The sequence below is a fragment of the Pseudomonas frederiksbergensis genome (assembly GCF_900105495.1).
Classification (GTDB): domain Bacteria; phylum Pseudomonadota; class Gammaproteobacteria; order Pseudomonadales; family Pseudomonadaceae; genus Aquipseudomonas; species Aquipseudomonas frederiksbergensis.
Map to the genome: position 1 here is coordinate 586,027 of NZ_FNTF01000002.1, position 19,752 is coordinate 605,778.

Sequence of the window (19,752 nt, forward strand, 5' to 3'; positions counted from 1 at the left end):
CAGGTCGCACCGTCACTCCCCCAGTTTGTATTGCGAATGCCCGTTATTGCTTTTCAGCGATCTTGACTGCATTGCGCATCATGGCGCTCAGTCCATGGAAGTCATTGCAGCCCAGCGCTTCAGCTTCATCCAGATCAGCAATATTTTGACTGTCATACCGGTCATTCCTGTTTACACGCGTCAGCGCCAAAATGTAGTTGGCCTCGGCCCGATATTGATCTTCTGTCAGGACCAGCGCGACGGCGCGGGCCCGCATGGCCGCCAACGCGCCCTGCTGCGGTAACGGTGCCCCTTCGTCGAAGAAGCACAGGGAATGCTTGGCCGGTAACGGATAGGCGTCACCATGGACATTGGGCTTTTTCAGCAACTGTTCCAGCGACTGCAAGTACTTCAGGTGATCCGCGTTGTGCAGATCAAACCTTTCGTATGCCTTATCGCACAAGTGGTAATAGCCAACCGCAGCCGCAAGCAAGCCTTGATCCATGGCTTTTTGGTAAAGACCACAGGTCTCTTTGCGCGACCGCTCAGAGAACATCGGATTGTCCTGCAGGTTAGCCAGAAAGTACGTGGCAAGTGTATGTCCGCCATCGGACGCTCGCTTCAGATTGTCTACGAGTGCCTCAAGATCACCTTCCGCATTGCGCAGCTGCTCTGGGCTGTACTTGATTTCAGGCTCCCCGGCAGCCTCCAGCCTGATCCTTTCATCGGCTTCACGCTGGATTTTCGCGGCCACTCTCTGGGCGATTGCAAAGTATTCATCGGGAGTTACAACGCGCTCGCAAGCCGCAGAAAACAGCAGACTTAAAAACAGCGTGCAGGCGAAGATGACTTTCAAACTTGTCTTCCTTTACAAGTGGGGACGTAGAGCTTTCGGCGGCCAAGCATCATTCTTGAATCCGGCACAAAACAAATGTGGGAGCGGGCTTGCTCGCGAAAGCGGTGTGTCATTCAACTTTAATGTCGACTGACACGATGTCTTCGCGAGCAAGCCCGCTCCCACAGTTTGTATTGCGTAGGGCTTAAGACTGTTTTTCGAACTTCAGGTCCCACACGCCATGCCCAAGACGTTCGCCGCGGCGTTCGAACTTGGTGATCGGGCGCTCGGTCGGGCGCGGGACGCATTTGCCGTCTTCGGCCAGGTTGCGATAACCCGGCGCAACGTTCATCACTTCCAGCATGTACTCGGCGTACGGTTCCCAGTCCGTGGCCATGTGCAGCACACCGCCGACCTTCAACTTGCTGCGCACCAGCTCAGCGAAAGACGCCTGAACGATACGGCGCTTGTGGTGACGGCTCTTGTGCCACGGGTCCGGGAAAAACAGCATCAGGCGATCGAGGCTGTTGTCGGCGATGCAACGGTTGAGCACTTCGATCGCGTCGCAATCGTAGACCCGCAGGTTGGTCAGGCCCTGAGTGAGCACGCCATTGAGCAGCGCACCAACACCCGGACGGTGCACTTCCACGCCGATGAAATCCTGTTCCGGCGAGGCCGCGGCCATTTCCAGCAGCGAATGGCCCATGCCGAAACCGATTTCCAGGGAGCGCGGTGCCGCGCGACCGAACACTTGGTCGAAGTCCACCGGCGCGTCGGCCAGCGGCAGCACGAACAGCGGCGTACCCTGTTCCAGACCGCGTTGCTGGCCTTCGGTCATGCGACCGGCGCGCATCACGAAGCTCTTGATGCGGCGGTGTTGGCGCTCGTCGCCTTCTTCCGTCTGGATTGGCGTGTCGTTTGATTCAGTCATCAATGGCTCTTACTTGATCAGACCATCCAGCGGCGAGGAGGCGCTGGCATAGAGTTTTTTCGGCATGCGGCCGGCGAGGTAGGCCAAGCGACCTGCCACGATGGCGTGTTTCATGGCTTCAGCCATCATGATCGGCTGCTGGGCGTGGGCGATGGCCGAGTTCATCAGCACCGCTTCGCAACCCAGCTCCATGGCAATGGTGGCGTCGGAAGCAGTACCGACACCGGCATCCACCAGCACAGGAATCTTGGCTTCTTCGAGGATGATCTGCAGGTTGTACGGGTTGCAGATCCCCAGGCCTGTACCGATCAGACCGGCCAGCGGCATCACTGCGATAACGCCGATTTCCGCCAATTGACGGGCGATGATCGGGTCATCGCTGGTGTAGACCATCACGTCGAAACCTTCCTTGACCAGCACTTCGGCGGCCTTGAGGGTTTCGATCACGTTGGGGAACAGGGTTTTCTGATCCGCCAGCACTTCCAGCTTCACCAGGTTGTGGCCGCCGAGCAGCTCACGGGCCAGGCGGCAGGTGCGCACAGCCTCGGTAGCGTCGAAGCAACCGGCAGTGTTAGGCAGGAAGGTGTAGCGATCCGGCGACAGGACTTCGAGCAGGTTCGGTTCGCCCGGGTTCTGGCCGAGGTTGGTGCGGCGCACGGCGAAGGTGACGATCTCGGCACCCGAGGCTTCGATGGCCAGGCGGGTTTCTTCCATGTCGCGGTACTTGCCGGTGCCTACCAGCAAACGCGACTGGTAAGTACGACCGGCCAGGACGAAGGGCTTGTCGCTACGAACGATGCTCATGGGAAATCCTCTGTAGGGGTGAGGTTCTTGCAGAATAATTCTGTGGCCTCTTGGGCCAGACGACTAGCCGCCGCCGATGGCGTGCACGACTTCTACGGAGTCACCATCATTTAGGGTGGTTTCTGCGTGCTGGCTGCGCGGGACGATATCCAGATTGAGTTCAACCGCCACCCGGCGTCCGGTCAGTTCCAGACGGGTCAGCAGGGCCGCAACGGTTTCACCGTCGGGCAGTTCAAGGGATTCGCCGTTCAACTGAATGCGCATGCCGAATGCCGCCATCATTTTTAGGGGCTGGCATTCTAGCCCGATCAGTCTTGGCGACCCAAGCCATTCGTCATGAAATGGACTGCCCGGTCAGCTCAACCGCCAGGCGGCAAGCCCCAGGCACAACCAGCCGACCAGAAATGCCAGCCCGCCGAAGGGAGTGATGATCCCGAGCTTGCTCACGCCGGTCATGGTCAACAGGTACAGACTGCCGGAAAACAGCAGGATGCCGACGACGAACGATGCACCCGCCCATGTGATCAGGCGACCGGGAATCTGCGTGGCCAGCAGCGCAACGCCCAGCAGTGCCAAGGTGTGCACCAACTGATAGGTGACGCCGGTATGGAAAATCGCCAGGTACTCGGGTGTCAGGCGGCTTTTCAAGCCGTGGGCGGCGAACGCGCCAAGGGCAACGCCGGTGAAGCCGAAAAAAGCGGCCAGCATCAGAAAGCCACGCAGCATGAAGAACTCCAGTCAGACTCGATCCACAGGGTCTGTATAATGGCCCGCTCAACGGGTTCGGCCAAGCCATCTCTATGCTGCGTTTATTTTTGCGACGATTCACGAAGGCCCTGCTCTGGTTCGCGGGTGGCAGCGTATTGCTGGTGCTGATCTTTCGCGTGGTACCACCACCGGGAACGGCGTTGATGGTCGAGCGCAAGATCGAATCCTGGTTCGACGGCGAACCCATCGACCTGCAACGCACCTGGAAACCCTGGGATGAAATCTCCGATGACCTGAAAGTCGCGGTGATTGCCGGCGAAGATCAGAAATTCCCGGAGCATTGGGGCTTTGACTTTGGCGCGATCCAGGCCGCACTGGCCCACAACGAACTCGGCGGAACGATTCGTGGCGCCAGCACCCTGAGCCAGCAGGTCTCGAAGAACCTGTTTCTGTGGTCTGGCCGCAGCTGGTTGCGCAAAGGCCTGGAAGCCTGGTTTACCGGGCTGATCGAAGTGTTCTGGCCCAAGCAGCGAATTCTTGAGGTGTACCTCAACAGCGTGGAGTGGGATGACGGTGTGTTTGGCGCTGAAGCCGCAGCCAGGCATCACTTTGGCGTCGGCGCTCGCTCGCTGTCCCGGCAGCAGGCCAGCCTGCTGGCTGCGGTGCTGCCTAACCCGCGGGTTTGGAGCGCCAGTCATCCGACTAACTACGTCGCACGGCGGGCGGGATGGATTCGACAGCAGATGAGTCAGCTCGGGGGCGATAGCTATCTGGTCGGGATCAATGATTCACGCCGCGCACCTTGGTCCCAATGACACTGCAAATCTCCTGTGGGAGCGACGGTGCGACGATTCGACCTGCTCGCGATAGCTATTGATCATTCAATATTTATAGCGACTGACCTGACGCCATCGCGAGCAGCTCGAATCGTCGCACCGTCGCTCCCACATTGGTTTATGGTGACTCAGGAAAAATGGGCACAAACAAAAACGCCCCGATCAATGATCGGGGCGTTTTTTTGTGCCTGAGCTGCTGTTAAGCGGCAATCGACAACTTGAGCTTGTTCATCGCGCTCTTCTCGAGCTGACGAATACGCTCTGCCGACACGTTGTACTTCTGCGCCAGGTCATGCAGCGTGGCTTTTTCTTCCGCCAGCCAGCGCTGGTAGAGGATGTCACGGCTACGGTCGTCCAGCACTTCAAGCGCTTCGTGCAGGTTGTGGTTGGAGTTGTCGCTCCAGTCGGCATCTTCCAGCTGACGGGCCGGGTCGTACCGGTGGTCTTCCAGATAGTTGGCCGGCGATTGGAAAGCGCTGTCGTCGTCCGCTTCCGCGGCCGGGTCGAAGGCCATGTCATGGCCGGTCAGGCGACTTTCCATCTCACGCACTTCCCGAGGCTCTACACCGAGGCTTTCCGCCACACGATGGACTTCCTCGTTGTTCAGCCACGCCAGACGTTTCTTCTGGCTGCGCAGGTTGAAGAACAGCTTGCGCTGGGCCTTGGTGGTCGCGACTTTCACAATGCGCCAGTTGCGCAGGATGAACTCGTGGATTTCCGCCTTGATCCAGTGCACCGCAAAGGACACCAGGCGCACACCCATTTCCGGGTTGAAGCGCTTCACCGCCTTCATCAGGCCGACGTTGCCTTCCTGGATCAGGTCAGCCTGAGCCAGACCGTAGCCGGAATAGCTACGGGCGATATGTACAACAAAACGCAGGTGGGCGAGCACCATCTGCCGAGCCGCCCCCAAATCCTGCTCATAATAGAGACTCTCGGCCAGTTCGCGCTCCTGCTCCGGCGTCAGCAATGGAATGCTGTTCACCGTGTGCACATAGGCCTCCAGGTTTGCACCCGGGACCAGAGCATATGCAGGTTGCAAAGAATTGGTCATACGAAAAAACCTCCGACTTACATAACTCGTGCAGTTCAGCACTGCGAAAATTGACCGGGAACCGAAAGACAAGTTCCCATAAACGCTGAAAGGTCAATACGAGCAAAATGATACTACTTAGGCGCAAGCTCCCTCAGGTGGCGTGCGACTGCAATCCATGCACCGATATACCCCAACAGCACCGCGCCAAGCAAGAGAGACAGACCGTCGGCGACTGGCACTCCGGCCAGCGCAAAATCACTGCCGTACAACCCGGCCAGCCCAACCACCGCGTCGTTCAGCCAATCAAGGCCGAACGCCAATACGCCCCAGGAAAGAATCCCCGCACCGAAGCCATAAAGCGCACCCATGTACAGAAAGGGCCTGCGCACATAGCTGTCAGTGCCGCCGACGAGTTTAATCACTTCTATCTCTGTGCGGCGGTTTTCAATATGAAGACGAATGGTATTGCCTATCACCAAAAGTAATGCAGACACCAGAAGCACGGTCAGACCGAAGACAAAACGGTCACCCAGCTTGAGGATGGCTGCCAGACGCTCGACCCAGACTAGATCAAGTTGCGCCTGTTGTACCTTCGGCAGCTCGGAAAGTTTTTGTCGTAATGCTTCAAGGGCTGGCTTGTCGACCTCGTTCGGCGTCACCAGAACCACGCCCGGCAGCGGGTTTTCCGGCAGTTCTTTCAGCGCCTCGCCCAGACCGGACTGCAACTGAAACTCTTCCAGCGCCTGATCGCGACCGACATATTCAGCATCAGCTACGCCCGGCATCCCCTTGATCTGCTCACGCAACGACTCGCCTTCCGCAGGGCTGGCCTCGATTTGCAGGTACAGGGAAATCTGCGCCGCACGCTGCCAGGAGCCGCCAAGACGCTCGACGTTACTTAGCAAAAGTGACAGGCCCATCGGCAAACTCAGGGCTACCGCCATCACCATGCAGGTGAAGAAGCTACCGATGGGCTGCTTGCCCAAACGGCGCAAGCTGTCGAGCAAACTGGCGCGATGACTTTCGACCCAGGCACGAAACAACGTGGCGAAATCCGGGCCGTCATCATCGTCACGTTTTTTCTTCTGCGGCTGTTGGTCGGCGGCCTTCGGGGCCACGCGCTCGGAAACCTTGGGGCTGCGTGTCGCACTCATACGCCGGCCTCCCCGTCACCGATCAATCGACCGCGTTGCAGGGTCAGCATGCGGTGGCGCATGCGGGCGATCAGTGCCAGGTCGTGACTGGCAATCAACACACTGGTGCCCAAACGGTTGATGTCTTCGAACACGCCCATGATTTCTGCCGCCAGGCGTGGATCGAGGTTACCGGTCGGTTCGTCCGCCAGCAGCAAGGCCGGGCGGTGAACGATGGCGCGGGCGATACCGACACGCTGTTGCTGACCGGTGGACAGGTCGCCAGGGTACAAGTCGGTCTTGTCCGACAGCGCCACGCGCTCGAGCGCCGAATCCACGCGCTTGGTGATCTCGGCCTTGGACAACCCCAGGATCTGCAAGGGCAGCGCGATGTTGTTGAACACCGTGCGATCGAACAACAGCTGGTGATTCTGGAACACCACGCCGATCTGCCGTCGCAGGTAAGGAATCTGCGCGTTGCTGATGGTGCTCAGGTCTTGCCCGGCCAGCAGCAATTTACCGGTAGTCGGACGCTCCATCGCCAGCAGCAGGCGCAACAAGGTGCTTTTACCGGCGCCAGAGTGGCCGGTCACAAACAAAAACTCGCCCCGACGAACTCGAAAGCTCAGCTCATGCAAGCCGACGTGGCCGTTCGGGTAGCGTTTACCGACCTGTTCGAAACGAATCATGAACGCTCCCGCTCGGCAAACAGTGCCTGGACAAAGGGTTCTGCTTCAAAAGTACGCAAATCATCGATACCTTCACCGACGCCAATGTAGCGGATCGGCAGGCCAAACTGCTTGGCGAGGGCAAAAATCACCCCACCTTTGGCGGTGCCATCAAGCTTGGTCAGCGCCAGTCCGGTGAGTTCGACGGTCTGATTGAATTGTTTGGCCTGGCTGATCGCGTTCTGCCCCGTACCGGCATCAAGCACCAGCAGCACCTCGTGAGGCGCGTCAGCGTCGAGTTTGCTGATGACCCGGCGAACCTTCTTCAGCTCTTCCATCAAGTTGTCTTTGGTGTGCAGGCGACCGGCGGTGTCGGCGATCAATACGTCGATGCCACGGGCCTTGGCCGCTTGCACGGCATCGAAGATAACCGAAGCCGAATCCGCGCCGGTGTGCTGGGCGATGACCGGGATCTTGTTGCGTTCGCCCCAGACCTGCAATTGTTCGACGGCGGCGGCGCGAAAGGTATCGCCAGCCGCGAGCATGACTTTCTTGCCTTCGAGCTGCAGCTTCTTCGCCAGCTTGCCGATGGTAGTGGTCTTGCCGGCACCGTTGACGCCAACGACCAGGATTACGAACGGCTTGTTCTGCGAAGTGATTTTCAGCGGTTGCTCGACAGGCTTGAGCATCGCCGCCAGTTCCGCTTGCAGGGATTTGTACAGCGCGTCGGCATCGGCCAGTTCTTTGCGAGCGACCTTCTGGGTCAGGCGCTGAATGATCACCGAAGTCGCCTCGACGCCCACATCGGCGGTCAGCAGGCGGGTTTCGATGTCTTCGAGCAGCTCGTCATCGATGATCTTCTTGCCCAGGAACAGGCTGGCCATGCCTTCGCCGATGCTGGCGCTGGTCTTGGACAAGCCTTGTTTCAGGCGGGCGAAGAAACCGGCTTTGGTTTCTTCGGTACGCACAGGCTCGGCAGGCGCTTCGACGGGAACGACGGGAGCGACGACCGGCGCAGGTGCTGGAGCAACCGGAGCAACCGGAGCAACCGGAGCAACCGGAGCAATGAATACGGGCACCACAGGTTCTGTAACAACCGGTTCAGGCTCGGCCAAAACCACTGGCGCGACAACCGGCTCAACCACTGGCGCTTGAACAGGCTCAGGAGCAAACGCAGTCGGCGCTGGAATCGGTGGCGTAACGTGCGGCGCCAGCTCGTCTTCGACCAATGACACCGGCTCTTCCGCTACGGGCAACGTCAGCCACGGCTCGGCAACGGGCGTGAGCGGCACTTGGGTCACGACTTCGGCGACGACAGCAGGCTCAGGCTCGATGGCCGGCTGCAACACCGGCTCGGAGATCGGCGGGATAATCGGCGCAAGCTCTTCTTCTATTACCGGCGCAGGCGTGGGCTCAGGAAGTGGTTGTGGCTGTTCGACGACGGGTTCCTGCGGCTTTTTGCGCAGCCATCCGAACAGGCTTTTCTTCTCACCAGCCGCAGCTGGGGCTTTCTTGTCGTCGTTGGAACCAAACATGGAGGACGGCTATCTCACGGTAGCGACGCGCCAAAGGGCGCCTCGGCAAATAAATATTCGATGCAGAACAGACTGCGATTGACCCAGCTTGTTCACGCGCAACATTTTGTCGAGGTGCAAACAGCACCTCAAAGGTCGACTAATACGAAGGACTGGAACGGCATCGTCGGCGAAAACGCAGAGTTTAGCTGACAAACTCAAAGCTTCCGCCGTAAACCCAAACAACCTGCTGACCGATCAAAGGCCTGATAGGCGTGGCCGCCAGTAAAACGGATCAGTATCCTAGCACCCTCTCGCCCGCCGACGCTAAGACCAAGCGGGCAGCCCCAAAGGTTTAAAAACGAATGAATGCTCTAGCCCGCCGCGCTGCAGGCCTGCTGCTCAGCACAGTTTGTCTGCCCCTCTCGGCCCTGGCTGCCGATCCTCAACCCACCCATGAATTCACCCTCGATAACGGCCTGAAGGTCGTCGTGCGCGAAGACCATCGTGCGCCAGTGGTGGTTTCCCAAGTCTGGTACAAGGTCGGCTCCAGCTACGAGACCCCGGGTCAGACCGGTTTGTCCCACGCCCTGGAACACATGATGTTCAAGGGCAGCGAGAAAGTCGGCCCCGGTGAAGCCTCGCTGATCCTGCGCGACCTCGGCGCCGAAGAGAACGCGTTCACCAGCGATGACTTCACGGCGTATTACCAGGTGCTGGCCCGCGACCGCCTGGGCGTGGCCTTCGAACTGGAAGCCGACCGCATGGCCAGCTTGCGCCTGCCGGCCGACGAGTTCGCCCGCGAGATCGAAGTCATCAAAGAAGAACGTCGCCTGCGCACCGACGACAAGCCGATGTCCAAGGCCTACGAACGCTTCAAGGCCATGGCCTACCCGGCCAGCGGTTACCACACGCCGACCATCGGCTGGATGGCTGACCTGGACCGCATGAAAGTCGAAGAGCTGCGCCACTGGTACCAATCCTGGTACGTGCCGAACAACGCCACGCTGGTGGTGGTCGGTGACGTGACCCCGGACGAGGTCAAGACCCTGGCCCAGCGCTATTTCGGCCCGATCGCCAAACGTGATGTGCCCTCGGCAAAAATCCCGTTGGAACTGGCCGAACCCGGCGAGCGCAAGATCACCCTGCATGTGCAGACTCAACTGCCAAGCCTGATGCTGGGCTTCAACGTGCCAAGCATCGCCACCGCTGAAGACAAACGCTCGGTCAACGCCTTGCGCCTGATCTCCGCCCTGCTCGACGGCGGCTACAGCGGACGCATCCCGACACAACTGGAGCGCGGCGAAGAGCTGGTCTCCGGCGGTTCGTCGAGTTACGACGCCTACACCCGTGGCGACAGCCTGTTCACCTTGTCGGCGACGCCCAATACCCAGAAAAACAAAACCATGGCCCAGGCCGAAGCGGGCCTCTGGAAACTGCTCGAACAGCTGAAAACCACCGCGCCGTCCGCTGAAGAACTGGAACGCGTCCGCGCGCAGGTCATCGCCGGCCTGGTTTACGAGCGTGACTCGATCACCAGCCAGGCCACCGCCATTGGTCAACTGGAAACCGTCGGCCTGTCCTGGAAGCTGATGGACACCGAACTCGCCGAGCTGGAAAGCGTGACCCCGCAAGACATCCAGAAAGCCGCCAAGCTGTATTTCACCCGCGAACGTCTCAGCGTCGCCCATGTATTGCCAGAGGAGACGACTCATGAGTGAGCGTAAAAAACCGCGCCTGGCGCTGATTGGCCTGATCGTTGTCGCCTTGATCGGATCTGCCGCTTTCTACTTCTCCAAGACCGACGATTCCAAGGCCAGCGAAGCGCTGGACAAGGCCAAGGCCAGCCAGAAACTGCAATCACTGGCCGAACTCGACGGCAAAGCGCCAAGCCACCGCACCCTGGACGTGCAGACGTGGAAAACCGCCGAGGGCGCCAAGGTGCTGTTCGTCGAAGCCCGGGAGCTGCCGATGTTCGACATGCGCCTGATCTTTGCCGCCGGCAGCAGCCAGGACGGTGACGCACCTGGCCTTTCCATGCTGACCAACGCCATGCTCAACGAAGGTGTGGCCGGCAAAGATGTCGGCGCCATCGCTCAGGGCTTCGAAGGCCTGGGCGCAGACTTTGGCAACGGCGCATTCAAAGACATGGCTCTGGCTTCGCTGCGCAGCCTCAGTGCCGCGAACAAACGCGAACCGGCGCTGAAGTTGTTCTCGGAAGTCGTCGGCAAACCGACCTTCCCGGCCGATTCCTTTGCGCGCATCAAGAACCAGATGCTCGCCGGTTTCGAGTACCAGAAGCAGAACCCCGGCAAGCTCGCGAGCCTGGAGCTGATGAACCGTCTGTATGGCGATCATCCGTACGCACATTCCAGCGACGGCACGGCTAAGACCGTTCCGGCGATTACCGTGGCCCAGATGCGCGCGTTCCATGAGAAGGCTTATGCAGCCGGCAACGTGGTGATTGCGCTGGTGGGCGACCTGTCTCGCGCTGAAGCCGAAGCGATTGCCGCACAAGTTTCCAGTGCGCTGCCTAAAGGTCCGGAGCTGGCGAAAATCCCGCAGCCGGAGGAACCGAAAGCCAGCATCGGCCACATCGAGTTTCCATCCAAGCAGACCAACCTGATGCTCGCGCAATTGGGCATCGACCGTGACGACCCGGACTACGCGGCACTGTCCATGGGCAACCAAATCCTCGGTGGCGGTGGTTTCGGTACACGACTGATGAGCGAAGTGCGCGAGAAGCGCGGCCTGACTTACGGCGTCTATTCGGGTTTCACCCCGATGCAGGCGCGCGGCCCGTTCATGATCAACCTGCAAACCCGCGCCGAGATGAGCGAAGGCACGTTGAAGCTGGTGCAGGATGTGCTCGCCGACTACCTTAAAACCGGCCCGACCCAGAAAGAACTCGACGACGCCAAGCGTGAACTGGCCGGCAGCTTCCCGCTGTCCACTGCCAGCAACGCCGATATCGTCGGTCAACTCGGCGCCATGGGTTTCTACAACCTGCCGCTGAGTTACCTGGATGACTTTATGCGCGAGTCCCAGAGCCTGACGGTCGAGCAGGTCAGAACTGCACTGAACAAACACTTGAGCACGGACAAAATGGTCATCGTCAGCGCTGGCCCGACCGTGCCGCAAAAGCCGTTACCGGCCCCCACTGATAAACCTGCCGAGCAACCGCTCGGGGTTCCGGAGCATTAATGGCCACTCGTCCAAAAAAACCCGTACACAACGTCCATAACGGCGTGAACCAACTGCGCATCATCGGCGGTGAATGGGGCAGCCGAAAGCTGAGCTTCCCGGATGCCCCAGGCCTGCGACCTACCCCGGACCGGGTGCGTGAAACCCTGTTCAACTGGCTCGCGCCGTATGTCGCTGGCGCCAAGGTCCTGGACCCGTTCGCCGGCAGCGGCGCGTTGTTCCTCGAAGCCTTGTCCCGTGGCGCGGCCATGGGCCAGGCGCTGGACGCCAGCAACATCGCGGTCGCCAGCATCAAGGAACATCTGGGCACGCTGCGCTGCACCACCGGCCAGATTCAGACCGCCGATGCCCTGCGCTACCTGGAAACCCAGACAGCGACTGCGTACGACCTGGTGTTCCTCGATCCGCCGTTCAACCAGAACCTGTTGCCAGGCGTTTGTGCATTACTTGAAGAACGTCAGTGGCTGGCCGACGAAGCCTGGATCTACACTGAAAGCGAGAATGCGCCATCGAGCCTTGGCTTACCAGGCAACTGGCGCCTGCACCGGGAGCAGAAATCCGGGCGGGTGTATTACGCGCTGTGGCAACGTATGGCAGAGATTGCCGGTTAATCAACCGGCCTGAAAAAGGGGCGCGCCTCACACGAGGCTCGCACCGCTGCATCGAGAACCATCGTGCCTCATCTGCCAGAACGCTTCACCCCCGCCTTCGGCCTCGGCAACCCGCACTTGCAGACCTTGTGGGGACCACTGTGGCGCAAAACCACGCACATCGAACGCCAGCGCGAACGCTTGTGGCTTGAGGATGGCGACTTTCTCGACCTCGACTGGCACGGCCCACACAGCGTCAGTGCGCCACTGGTGTTGGTGTTGCACGGTCTGACCGGCTCTTCAAATTCGCCTTACGTGGCCGGCGTGCAAAAAGCGCTAGGTGCCCAAGGCTGGGCCAGCGTCGCACTGAACTGGCGCGGCTGTTCGGGCGAACCGAATCTGTTGCCGCGCAGTTACCACTCCGGCGTCAGTGAAGACCTCGCCGAAACCATCAAACACCTGAAAGCCCAACGACCGCTCGCGCCGTTGTATGCGGTCGGCTATTCCCTGGGCGGCAATGTGTTGCTCAAGCACTTGGGCGAATCCGGCAGCAACAGTGGCGTGCTCGGTGCGGTGGCGGTGTCGGTGCCGTTTCGTCTTGATCAATGCGCCGACCGTATCGGCCAGGGTTTTTCGAAGTTCTATCAGGCGCATTTCATGCGGGAGATGGTCGCCTACATCAAGAACAAGCAACGCCAGTTCCAGCATGACGGGCGCGAGGATGGCCTGGCGGCGCTGGCCGCGTTGGGCTCACTGGAGAACATGCGCACGTTCTGGGATTTCGATGGCCGGGTCACCGCGCCGTTGAACGGTTTCGCCGATGCCGAGGATTACTATCGCCGCGCTTCGAGTCGCTATTTCCTTGGCGAGATTCGTACGCCGACCCTGATCATTCAAGCGGCCGACGACCCCTTTGTCTTTCCTCATAGCCTGCCGCAAGCCGACGAATTGTCCGCCTGCACTCAATTCGAGCTACAGACCAAGGGTGGGCATGTCGGCTTCGTCGAAGGCTCGTTCAAGCAACCGGGTTACTACCTGGAACGCCGCATCCCGCAGTGGCTGACTTCCGTGGGCCGCCAGTAAGAATGGGCGTCGATCAAGGTGAGTCGATCCGATTCTGGCAAACAGCGCCGCTGGCCGGCGTCGAATTATTGTCTGCGCGCTACATCGAACACCGCTTCGCGCCCCATGTGCACGACGGGTACGTGATCGGCATGATCATGGCCGGCGCCCAACGCTATCGCTATCGCGGCGCCGAACACCTGGCCGGTAGCGGTACGCTGGTGCTGATCAATCCGGACGAACTGCACACCGGCCATAAAGGCACGGAGGATGGTTGGTTGTATCGGGCGTTCTATCCCGACAGCGGTCAGATTCTGTCGCTACTCGATGAGCTTGAACTGCCGACCAGCAACTTGCCGGCGTTCGGTGCGACGCTGTATCGCGATCCGGATCTGGTAGAGGGTTTCTGCCAGCTGCATCGTCTGCTGGAGAGTCCGTCCACTGCCTTGCAGCAACAAACGGTGTGGCGGGAAATGATGCTGTCGCTGCTGCAACGGCACGCAGCGGTGCCGATTGCAGGCAAGCCGGGCAAGGAACACCGGGCGGTGACGCTGGCCAAGGAGTTGCTGCAAGCACAATTGGCGGCGCCGCCTTCGCTGGAAGAACTGGCAGCGGCGGTCAACCTTTCGCCCTTTCACTTCGCCCGGGTGTTCCGTCGCGCCACGGGCATGCCACCGCACACCTGGCTGATGCAGCAGCGCATCGCTCGGGCGCGGGCGTTGTTACAGAACGGTTGTTTGCCGCTGGAAGTGGCGACGCAGTTGGGGTTTGCTGACCAGAGTCATCTGAGCCGGCAGTTCAAGCAGGTTTACGGGGTTGGGCCGGGGGCGTATCGAAGTGCGCGCTTACGGTGATATCTCAACGCATCAATTGCCCCTTGTGGGAGTGAGCCTGCTCCGGGCGGCGTTCCGACGATTGCGGTTTAACAGTCAACATTGATGCTGACTGGTATCCCCTAATCGCGAGACAGGCTCACTCCCACATTCGATCGGGATTACTCGCCGATGGCGATGGCGTGCGCAGGATCGTTGATCCACTCGCTCCATGAACCGGCATACAACGAGCCTAACGGATAACCCGCCAGACACAGCGCAAACAAGTTGTGACAGGCCGTCACGCCAGAACCGCAGTACGACACCAGATCAGCCGGCGAACGATTACCGAGCTTCTCGGCAAAACGCTGCTTGAGCTGATCGGCCGGCAGAAAACGCCCGTCGCTGCCCAGGTTGTCGGTGAACGCCGCACATTGCGCGCCGGGAATGTGCCCGGCAATCGGGTCGATCGGCTCTACTTCGCCTTTGAAACGCGGCAAGCCGCGAGCATCAAGCAGGGTCAGCGCGGGCTGGCCGAGACGTTGCTGGAGCTGTTCGGCACTCAAGACCAGCGACTTGTCCGGTGTCCCCGTGAAGGTGCCACGTTGAATCTGCGGCGCATCAAGACTCAGGGGCAAACCGGCCGCGTGCCAGGCCTTGAGCCCGCCATCGAGGATGAACACGCCGTCACGTTTACCCAGCCAGGCCAGCAACCACCAGGCCCGCGCCGCGTAGGCACCCGGGCCGTCGTCGTACAAAACCACATCGCTGTCGGCGTTGACGCCCCAGGCTTGTAGACGTTCGATCAAGTCTTCAGGTTCAGGCAACGGGTGGCGCCCGGTCACACCCTTGACCACTGTCCCGCTCAAATCACGCTCAAGATCGGCAAAGCTCGACTCGGCAATATGCCCTTCGGCATAGCTGCGCTGCCCGTAATCCGGGTCTTCGAGGGCAAAACGACAATCCAGAATCACCAGCCCCGGCTGCTCCTTTTTCAGGTCCAACGCTTGCGGGCTGATCAGTTGCGCTATGGGCATAACGGGCTCCTGTGATTAGACGATATTTGATGCAACTGCACTTTCTAGCCCGCTTCTTCCAACGCCTGGGCCAGTGGCACGTAAAACTCCTCGAACAGCGCGGTCACCGCGGCGCGAGACTGATCCGTGACAAAACCGGCCTCCAGCACCAGCACCTGATACACGCCACGTTTTATGGCCTGCTCGCTCAGGTGATTGGAGTTTTCACGGGTGGTGCACAGAAAACGCACCCAGGACGTCAGGATGATCCAGGCATTGAGCGTCAGGGATTCGATCTGAACCTTGTCCATTTGCAGGATGCCAGCCTCGACGAAGCCCGCGTAGATGTGCGTGCCATGGATCAGACAGCGCTGGGAAAAGCGTCGATAACGGGCGGCCAGGTCCGGATCACTGTCGAGCAGGTGCTCCAGATCACGGTGCAAAAACCGGTAGCGCCACATGGCGGCCAGCAGTTCCTTAAGGTAGAAGCGCTTGTCATCGACCGTGGCGGCACGCCCCTGGGGCGGGCGCAGGAAGCTGTCCACCAGGCTTTCGTACTCACTGAACAGCACCGCGATAATCGCCTGCTTGTTGGGGAAGTGGTAGTACAGGTTGCCCGGGGAAATTTCCATGTGGGCAGCAATGTGGTTGGTGCTGATGCTGCGCTCACCTTGCTGATTGAACAGCTCCAGGCTGTTCTGCACGATGCGCTCGCTGGTTTTGATCCGAGGGGCCATGGCTTGGGCTTTAATTCAAAGTGCGTTGACGGGCATCTTACGACCTATCCGCGGATGGATAAAACAAAGCTGCGCCAGGATGTCATTTGACTTTCTAGAGCATAGACTCTAAAAAGGCCTTTATTACAATAAATCCGGAGTCGACCGTGACTGCTGACATCGCCTATCTGCAAAACCTGCAGCAGCCTCTGGAAGAACTCCAGACCCTGTTCGACGATCAACGCGCGGCGTACGCCGCCAACCCGATGCCGCCCGCCGCCCAGCGCCAGCAATGGCTGAAAGCCCTGCGCGACCTGTTGAGCAATGAGCGTCAGGCATTGATCGATGCCATCAGCCAGGATTTCAGTCATCGCAGCGCCGATGAAACCCTGCTCGCCGAACTGATGCCCAGCCTGCACGGCATTCACTACGCCAGTCGGCACCTCAAAGGCTGGATGAAGGCGTCGAAGCGCAAGGTCGGGATTGCCTTTCAACCCGCGGCGGCCAAAGTCATTTATCAACCGTTGGGTGTGGTCGGGGTGATCGTGCCTTGGAACTACCCGCTGTATCTGGCCATCGGCCCATTGGTCGGCGCGTTGTCTGCAGGCAATCGGGTGATGCTCAAGCTCAGCGAATCGACCCCTGCCACCGGTCTGTTGCTCAAGGAACTGCTGGGCCGAATCTTCCCTCAGGACCTGGTTTGCGTGGTGCTGGGTGAAGCCGACATCGGTGTCGCGTTCTCCAGATTGCGCTTCGATCACTTGCTGTTCACCGGCGCCACCAGCATCGGCAAACACGTGATGCGTGCAGCGGCCGAAAACCTGACCCCGGTGACCCTCGAACTCGGCGGCAAATCCCCGGCCATCGTCTCGCGCGACGTGCCGCTCAAGGACGCTGCCGAACGCATCGCCTTCGGCAAGACGCTCAACGCCGGACAGACCTGCGTGGCCCCGGACTATGTGCTGGTGCCGGAAGATCGTGTCGGCGCTTTCGTCGAAGCCTATCGGCAAGCAGTTCGCGGTTTTTATCCGACCTTGGCCGACAACCCGGACTACACCGCGATCATCAATGACCGACAATTGGCGCGCCTCAACGGCTACATCAGCGACGCCACCAGCAAGGGCGCGCTGCTGATTCCGTTGTTCGACAAGGGCCAAGGGCGACGCATGAGCCACAGCCTGCTGCTCAATGTCAGTAACGACATGATGGTGATGCAGGATGAAATCTTTGGTCCGCTGTTGCCGATCGTTCCCTACAAGGATCTGGATCAGGCCTTTGCCTACATCAATGAACGACCTCGTCCGCTGGCCCTGTATTACTTCGGCTACGACAAGCGTGAGCAACACCGCGTACTTCACGAAACCCATTCCGGCGGCGTGTGCCTGAACGACACCCTGCTGCACGTCGCTCAGGACGACATGCCATTCGGCGGTATCGGCGCTTCGGGCATGGGCCATTACCACGGTCATGAAGGTTTCCTGACCTTCAGCAAAGCCAAAAGCGTGCTGATCAAACAACGGTTCAATGCGGCTAAATTGATCTACCCGCCGTACGGAAAATCCATTCAGAAGCTGATCCAGAAGCTGTTTATCCGCTAACGATCATTCCCATCGGGTAATAACAATAATGAGCCCAAGTCTGTCCGACACACCCGCGCTGTCACGGCGCGGCTTGCTTAAATTCAGCCTGGGTGCCAGCGCTTTTCTCGCCACCGCCGGTTTGGGCGCGAGCCTCAGCGGTTGCTCATCGAGCGCGCCAGCCAGCGGTTTTGCGATTCTGCGCAGCGGTGACTTGCTGTTTCTGCGGGCACTGCTTCCGGTGATGCTCGACGGCGCCGTGGCCGATGAAAAAATGCCGGCGGCCGTCGCTGAAACCCTGCACTGCCTGGATAACGGTCTGAATCACCTGTCGCCGGAAATGCTCAAGCTGACCCGGCAGCTATTCGATGTGCTGGGAATGAGCATCACCCGCGGACCACTGACCGGGATCTGGGGCAGTTGGGATAACGCCAGTGCCGACGATATCCGGCACTTTCTCGATCGCTGGGAAAACAGCTCGCTGAGTTTGCTGCGCATGGGTCATAGCTCCTTGATGCAACTGGTGATGATGGCGTGGTACAGCCGGCCGGAGTCATGGGCACATTGCGGGTATCCCGGGCCGCCCACCGTTTAAGACCGAGTCGACCCAATCGCGAGCAGGCTCACTCCCACAGTGGGCACGCGATCCAATATGGGAGCGAGCCTGCTCGCGATGACGTCAGCCGCTTCACCATAGAATCCAAAATAAAAAGAGAACCTGAAGATGCCCGTACCCGATCCGTTCCGCGAAGGCCTGGCCCGTGGCTGGAAAACCTACAACGGTTCACAACTGACCCAAGACCTGGCCCTCGAAGCGGACGTGGCGATTATCGGCAGCGGCGCGGGCGGCGGCACCACCGCCGAAATCCTCAGCGCTGCGGGCTACAAGGTCTTGCTGATCGAGGAAGGCCCGCTCAAGACCAGCAGCGACTTCAAGATGCTCGAAGACCAGGCCTACACCAGCCTCTATCAGGAAGGCATTGGCCGCATGAGCAAGGACGGCGCGATCACCATCCTTCAGGGCCGCGCAGTGGGCGGCACCACGCTGATCAACTGGACTTCAAGCTTTCGTACGCCGGACCCGACCCTCGACCACTGGGCCAAGGAACACGAGGTCAAAGGCCACACGCCGGCCGAGATGGCGCCGTGGTTCGAGAAAATGGAACAACGCCTGGGCGTCGCGCCCTGGATGATCCCGCCCAACGCCAACAACGACGTGATCCGCAAAGGCTGCGAAAAACTCGGCTATGCCTGGCATGTGATCCCGCGCAACGTGCGTGGCTGCTGGAACCTTGGCTACTGCGGCATGGGTTGCCCGACCAACGCCAAGCAATCGATGCTGGTCACGACCATCCCGGCGGCGCTGGAAAAAGGCGGCGAGTTGCTCTATCTGGCTCGCGCCGAAAAGCTCTTGATCAGCGGCGACAAGGTCACAGGCTTGCACTGCGTAGCGATGGACGACCGCTGCGTCGCACCTACCGGACACACGATCACGGTCAAGGCGCGGCATTACGTGCTGGCCGGTGGCGGGATCAACAGCCCGGCGCTGCTCATGCGCTCCGAGGCGCCCGATCCGCACAAACGGTTGGGCAAACGGACGTTTCTACATCTGGTGAACATGTCGGCCGGGCTGTTCGATGAGGTGATCAACCCGTTTTTTGGCGCCCCACAATCAATCTATTCCGACCATTTCCAATGGCAGGACGGCACCACCGGAAAAATGTCTTACAAACTCGAAGTGCCGCCGCTGCACCCGGCACTGGCGACGACCCTGCTCGGCGGTTTTGGCAAAGAAAACGCCCAGCACATGGAAAACCTGCCCCACACCCACGCCATGCTGGCATTGCTGCGGGACGGCTTTCATCCGGACAGCCCCGGCGGCAGCGTCGAGTTGCGCGGTGACGGCACGCCGGTGCTCGACTATCAGGTTTCACCTTATACCTGGGACGGATTGCGTCGCTCGTTCCACAGCATGGCCGAGATCCAGTTCGCGGGCGGTGCCAAGGCGGTAATGCCCATGCACGCCGACGCTCGCTACGTGAAAACCCTGGCCGAAGCGCGCACGCTGATCGACGGCCTGAGCCTTGAGCTGTATCGCACACGCCTGGGCAGTGCCCATGTGATGGGCGGTTGCGCCATGGGTGAAGACCCGAAAAACGCCGTGGCCGACAGCCTCGGCCGGCATCATCAACTAGGCAATCTGTCGATTCATGACGGCTCGCTGTTCCCCACCAGCATTGGCGCAAACCCGCAATTGTCGGTCTACGGGCTGACCGCGCAGCTGGCAACTTCTTTGGCCGAACGTTTGAAAAACCCATGAAAATGGAGAAT

The 19,752-nt window shown here is 59.9% G+C and carries 20 protein-coding genes; 9 read left to right on the forward strand and 11 right to left on the reverse strand.

The window, feature by feature from the left end:
• Positions 1-43 precede the first annotated feature (43 nt).
• The 5 genes from BLW70_RS03335 to BLW70_RS03355 all read right to left on the reverse strand — a co-directional run bounded on the left by BLW70_RS03335 (position 44) and on the right by BLW70_RS03355 (position 3,275).
• Positions 44-835 carry a hypothetical protein gene (locus tag BLW70_RS03335; RefSeq protein WP_074871668.1) on the reverse strand — a complete coding sequence of 264 codons (792 nt, stop codon included), beginning with the start codon at positions 833-835 and terminating at the stop codon, positions 44-46.
• 184 nt (positions 836-1,019) lie between these two features.
• Positions 1,020-1,745 carry a tRNA (guanosine(46)-N7)-methyltransferase TrmB gene (gene trmB, locus BLW70_RS03340; RefSeq protein WP_074871670.1) on the reverse strand — a complete coding sequence of 242 codons (726 nt, stop codon included), beginning with the start codon at positions 1,743-1,745 and terminating at the stop codon, positions 1,020-1,022.
• A 9-nt stretch (positions 1,746-1,754) separates the two neighbouring features.
• Positions 1,755-2,549 (reverse strand): thiazole synthase, encoded by a 795-nt coding sequence (locus BLW70_RS03345; protein WP_008068101.1) that lies wholly within the window; start codon positions 2,547-2,549, stop codon positions 1,755-1,757.
• Positions 2,550-2,612: 63 nt separating this feature from the next.
• Positions 2,613-2,813 (reverse strand): sulfur carrier protein ThiS, encoded by a 201-nt coding sequence (gene thiS / locus BLW70_RS03350; protein WP_007897898.1) that lies wholly within the window; start codon positions 2,811-2,813, stop codon positions 2,613-2,615.
• Between the two features lie 90 nt (positions 2,814-2,903).
• A complete protein-coding gene (locus BLW70_RS03355) occupies positions 2,904-3,275 on the reverse strand; it encodes a DUF423 domain-containing protein (protein ID WP_074871674.1) in 372 nt (123 codons plus the stop codon).
• A 74-nt stretch (positions 3,276-3,349) separates the two neighbouring features.
• On the opposite strand from BLW70_RS03355, the gene mtgA reads away from it, so the two are divergent.
• Entirely contained in the window at positions 3,350-4,072 is a 723-nt protein-coding gene (gene mtgA / locus BLW70_RS03360; RefSeq protein ID WP_074871677.1) for a monofunctional biosynthetic peptidoglycan transglycosylase, read from the forward strand.
• 220 nt (positions 4,073-4,292) lie between these two features.
• On the opposite strand, the gene rpoH is transcribed toward mtgA, so the two are convergent.
• From rpoH to ftsY, 4 genes are all read right to left on the reverse strand, one after another.
• Positions 4,293-5,147 carry an RNA polymerase sigma factor RpoH gene (gene rpoH / locus BLW70_RS03365; protein ID WP_007897890.1) on the reverse strand — a complete coding sequence of 285 codons (855 nt, stop codon included), beginning with the start codon at positions 5,145-5,147 and terminating at the stop codon, positions 4,293-4,295.
• 113 nt (positions 5,148-5,260) lie between these two features.
• A complete protein-coding gene (ftsX, locus tag BLW70_RS03370; protein ID WP_074871679.1) occupies positions 5,261-6,283 on the reverse strand; it encodes a permease-like cell division protein FtsX in 1,023 nt (340 codons plus the stop codon).
• Positions 6,280-6,951 (reverse strand): cell division ATP-binding protein FtsE, encoded by a 672-nt coding sequence (ftsE, locus tag BLW70_RS03375; protein WP_056738938.1) that lies wholly within the window; start codon positions 6,949-6,951, stop codon positions 6,280-6,282. The genes ftsX and ftsE overlap by 4 nt, the downstream gene beginning before the upstream one ends.
• The gene (gene ftsY, locus BLW70_RS03380; RefSeq protein ID WP_074871681.1) at positions 6,948-8,465 is read right to left on the reverse strand and encodes a signal recognition particle-docking protein FtsY; all 1,518 of its coding nucleotides are present in this window, start codon (positions 8,463-8,465) and stop codon (positions 6,948-6,950) included. Before ftsY ends, ftsE begins: the two co-directional genes overlap by 4 nt.
• A gap of 344 nt (positions 8,466-8,809) precedes the next feature.
• Here ftsY and BLW70_RS03390 point away from each other — a divergent pair, with 344 nt between their 5' ends.
• From BLW70_RS03390 to BLW70_RS03410, 5 genes are all read left to right on the forward strand, one after another.
• Positions 8,810-10,165 (forward strand): M16 family metallopeptidase, encoded by a 1,356-nt coding sequence (locus BLW70_RS03390; RefSeq protein WP_074871683.1) that lies wholly within the window; start codon positions 8,810-8,812, stop codon positions 10,163-10,165.
• Entirely contained in the window at positions 10,158-11,648 is a 1,491-nt protein-coding gene (locus BLW70_RS03395; RefSeq protein WP_074871684.1) for a M16 family metallopeptidase, read from the forward strand. Before BLW70_RS03390 ends, BLW70_RS03395 begins: the two co-directional genes overlap by 8 nt.
• The gene (gene rsmD, locus BLW70_RS03400) at positions 11,648-12,259 is read left to right on the forward strand and encodes a 16S rRNA (guanine(966)-N(2))-methyltransferase RsmD (RefSeq protein WP_033060498.1); all 612 of its coding nucleotides are present in this window, start codon (positions 11,648-11,650) and stop codon (positions 12,257-12,259) included. The genes BLW70_RS03395 and rsmD overlap by 1 nt, the downstream gene beginning before the upstream one ends.
• Positions 12,260-12,322: 63 nt before the next feature.
• Positions 12,323-13,321 (forward strand): hydrolase, encoded by a 999-nt coding sequence (locus tag BLW70_RS03405; RefSeq protein WP_074871687.1) that lies wholly within the window; start codon positions 12,323-12,325, stop codon positions 13,319-13,321.
• A gap of 2 nt (positions 13,322-13,323) precedes the next feature.
• A complete protein-coding gene (locus BLW70_RS03410; RefSeq protein ID WP_074871688.1) occupies positions 13,324-14,154 on the forward strand; it encodes an AraC family transcriptional regulator in 831 nt (276 codons plus the stop codon).
• Positions 14,155-14,294: 140 nt separating this feature from the next.
• On the opposite strand, the gene BLW70_RS03415 is transcribed toward BLW70_RS03410, so the two are convergent.
• Entirely contained in the window at positions 14,295-15,149 is an 855-nt protein-coding gene (locus tag BLW70_RS03415) for a sulfurtransferase (RefSeq protein WP_074871690.1), read from the reverse strand.
• A 44-nt stretch (positions 15,150-15,193) separates the two neighbouring features.
• Positions 15,194-15,865 carry a TetR/AcrR family transcriptional regulator gene (locus tag BLW70_RS03420; protein WP_074871692.1) on the reverse strand — a complete coding sequence of 224 codons (672 nt, stop codon included), beginning with the start codon at positions 15,863-15,865 and terminating at the stop codon, positions 15,194-15,196.
• Between the two features lie 146 nt (positions 15,866-16,011).
• Here BLW70_RS03420 and BLW70_RS03425 point away from each other — a divergent pair, with 146 nt between their 5' ends.
• The 3 genes from BLW70_RS03425 (at position 16,012) to BLW70_RS03435 (ending at position 19,741) form a co-directional block, all read left to right on the forward strand.
• Entirely contained in the window at positions 16,012-17,442 is a 1,431-nt protein-coding gene (locus BLW70_RS03425; protein WP_074871694.1) for a coniferyl aldehyde dehydrogenase, read from the forward strand.
• 28 nt (positions 17,443-17,470) lie between these two features.
• Positions 17,471-18,016 (forward strand): twin-arginine translocation pathway signal protein, encoded by a 546-nt coding sequence (locus BLW70_RS03430; protein WP_074871696.1) that lies wholly within the window; start codon positions 17,471-17,473, stop codon positions 18,014-18,016.
• Positions 18,017-18,145: 129 nt separating this feature from the next.
• Positions 18,146-19,741 carry a GMC family oxidoreductase gene (locus BLW70_RS03435; protein ID WP_074871698.1) on the forward strand — a complete coding sequence of 532 codons (1,596 nt, stop codon included), beginning with the start codon at positions 18,146-18,148 and terminating at the stop codon, positions 19,739-19,741.
• The last annotated feature ends 11 nt before the right edge of the window (positions 19,742-19,752 follow it).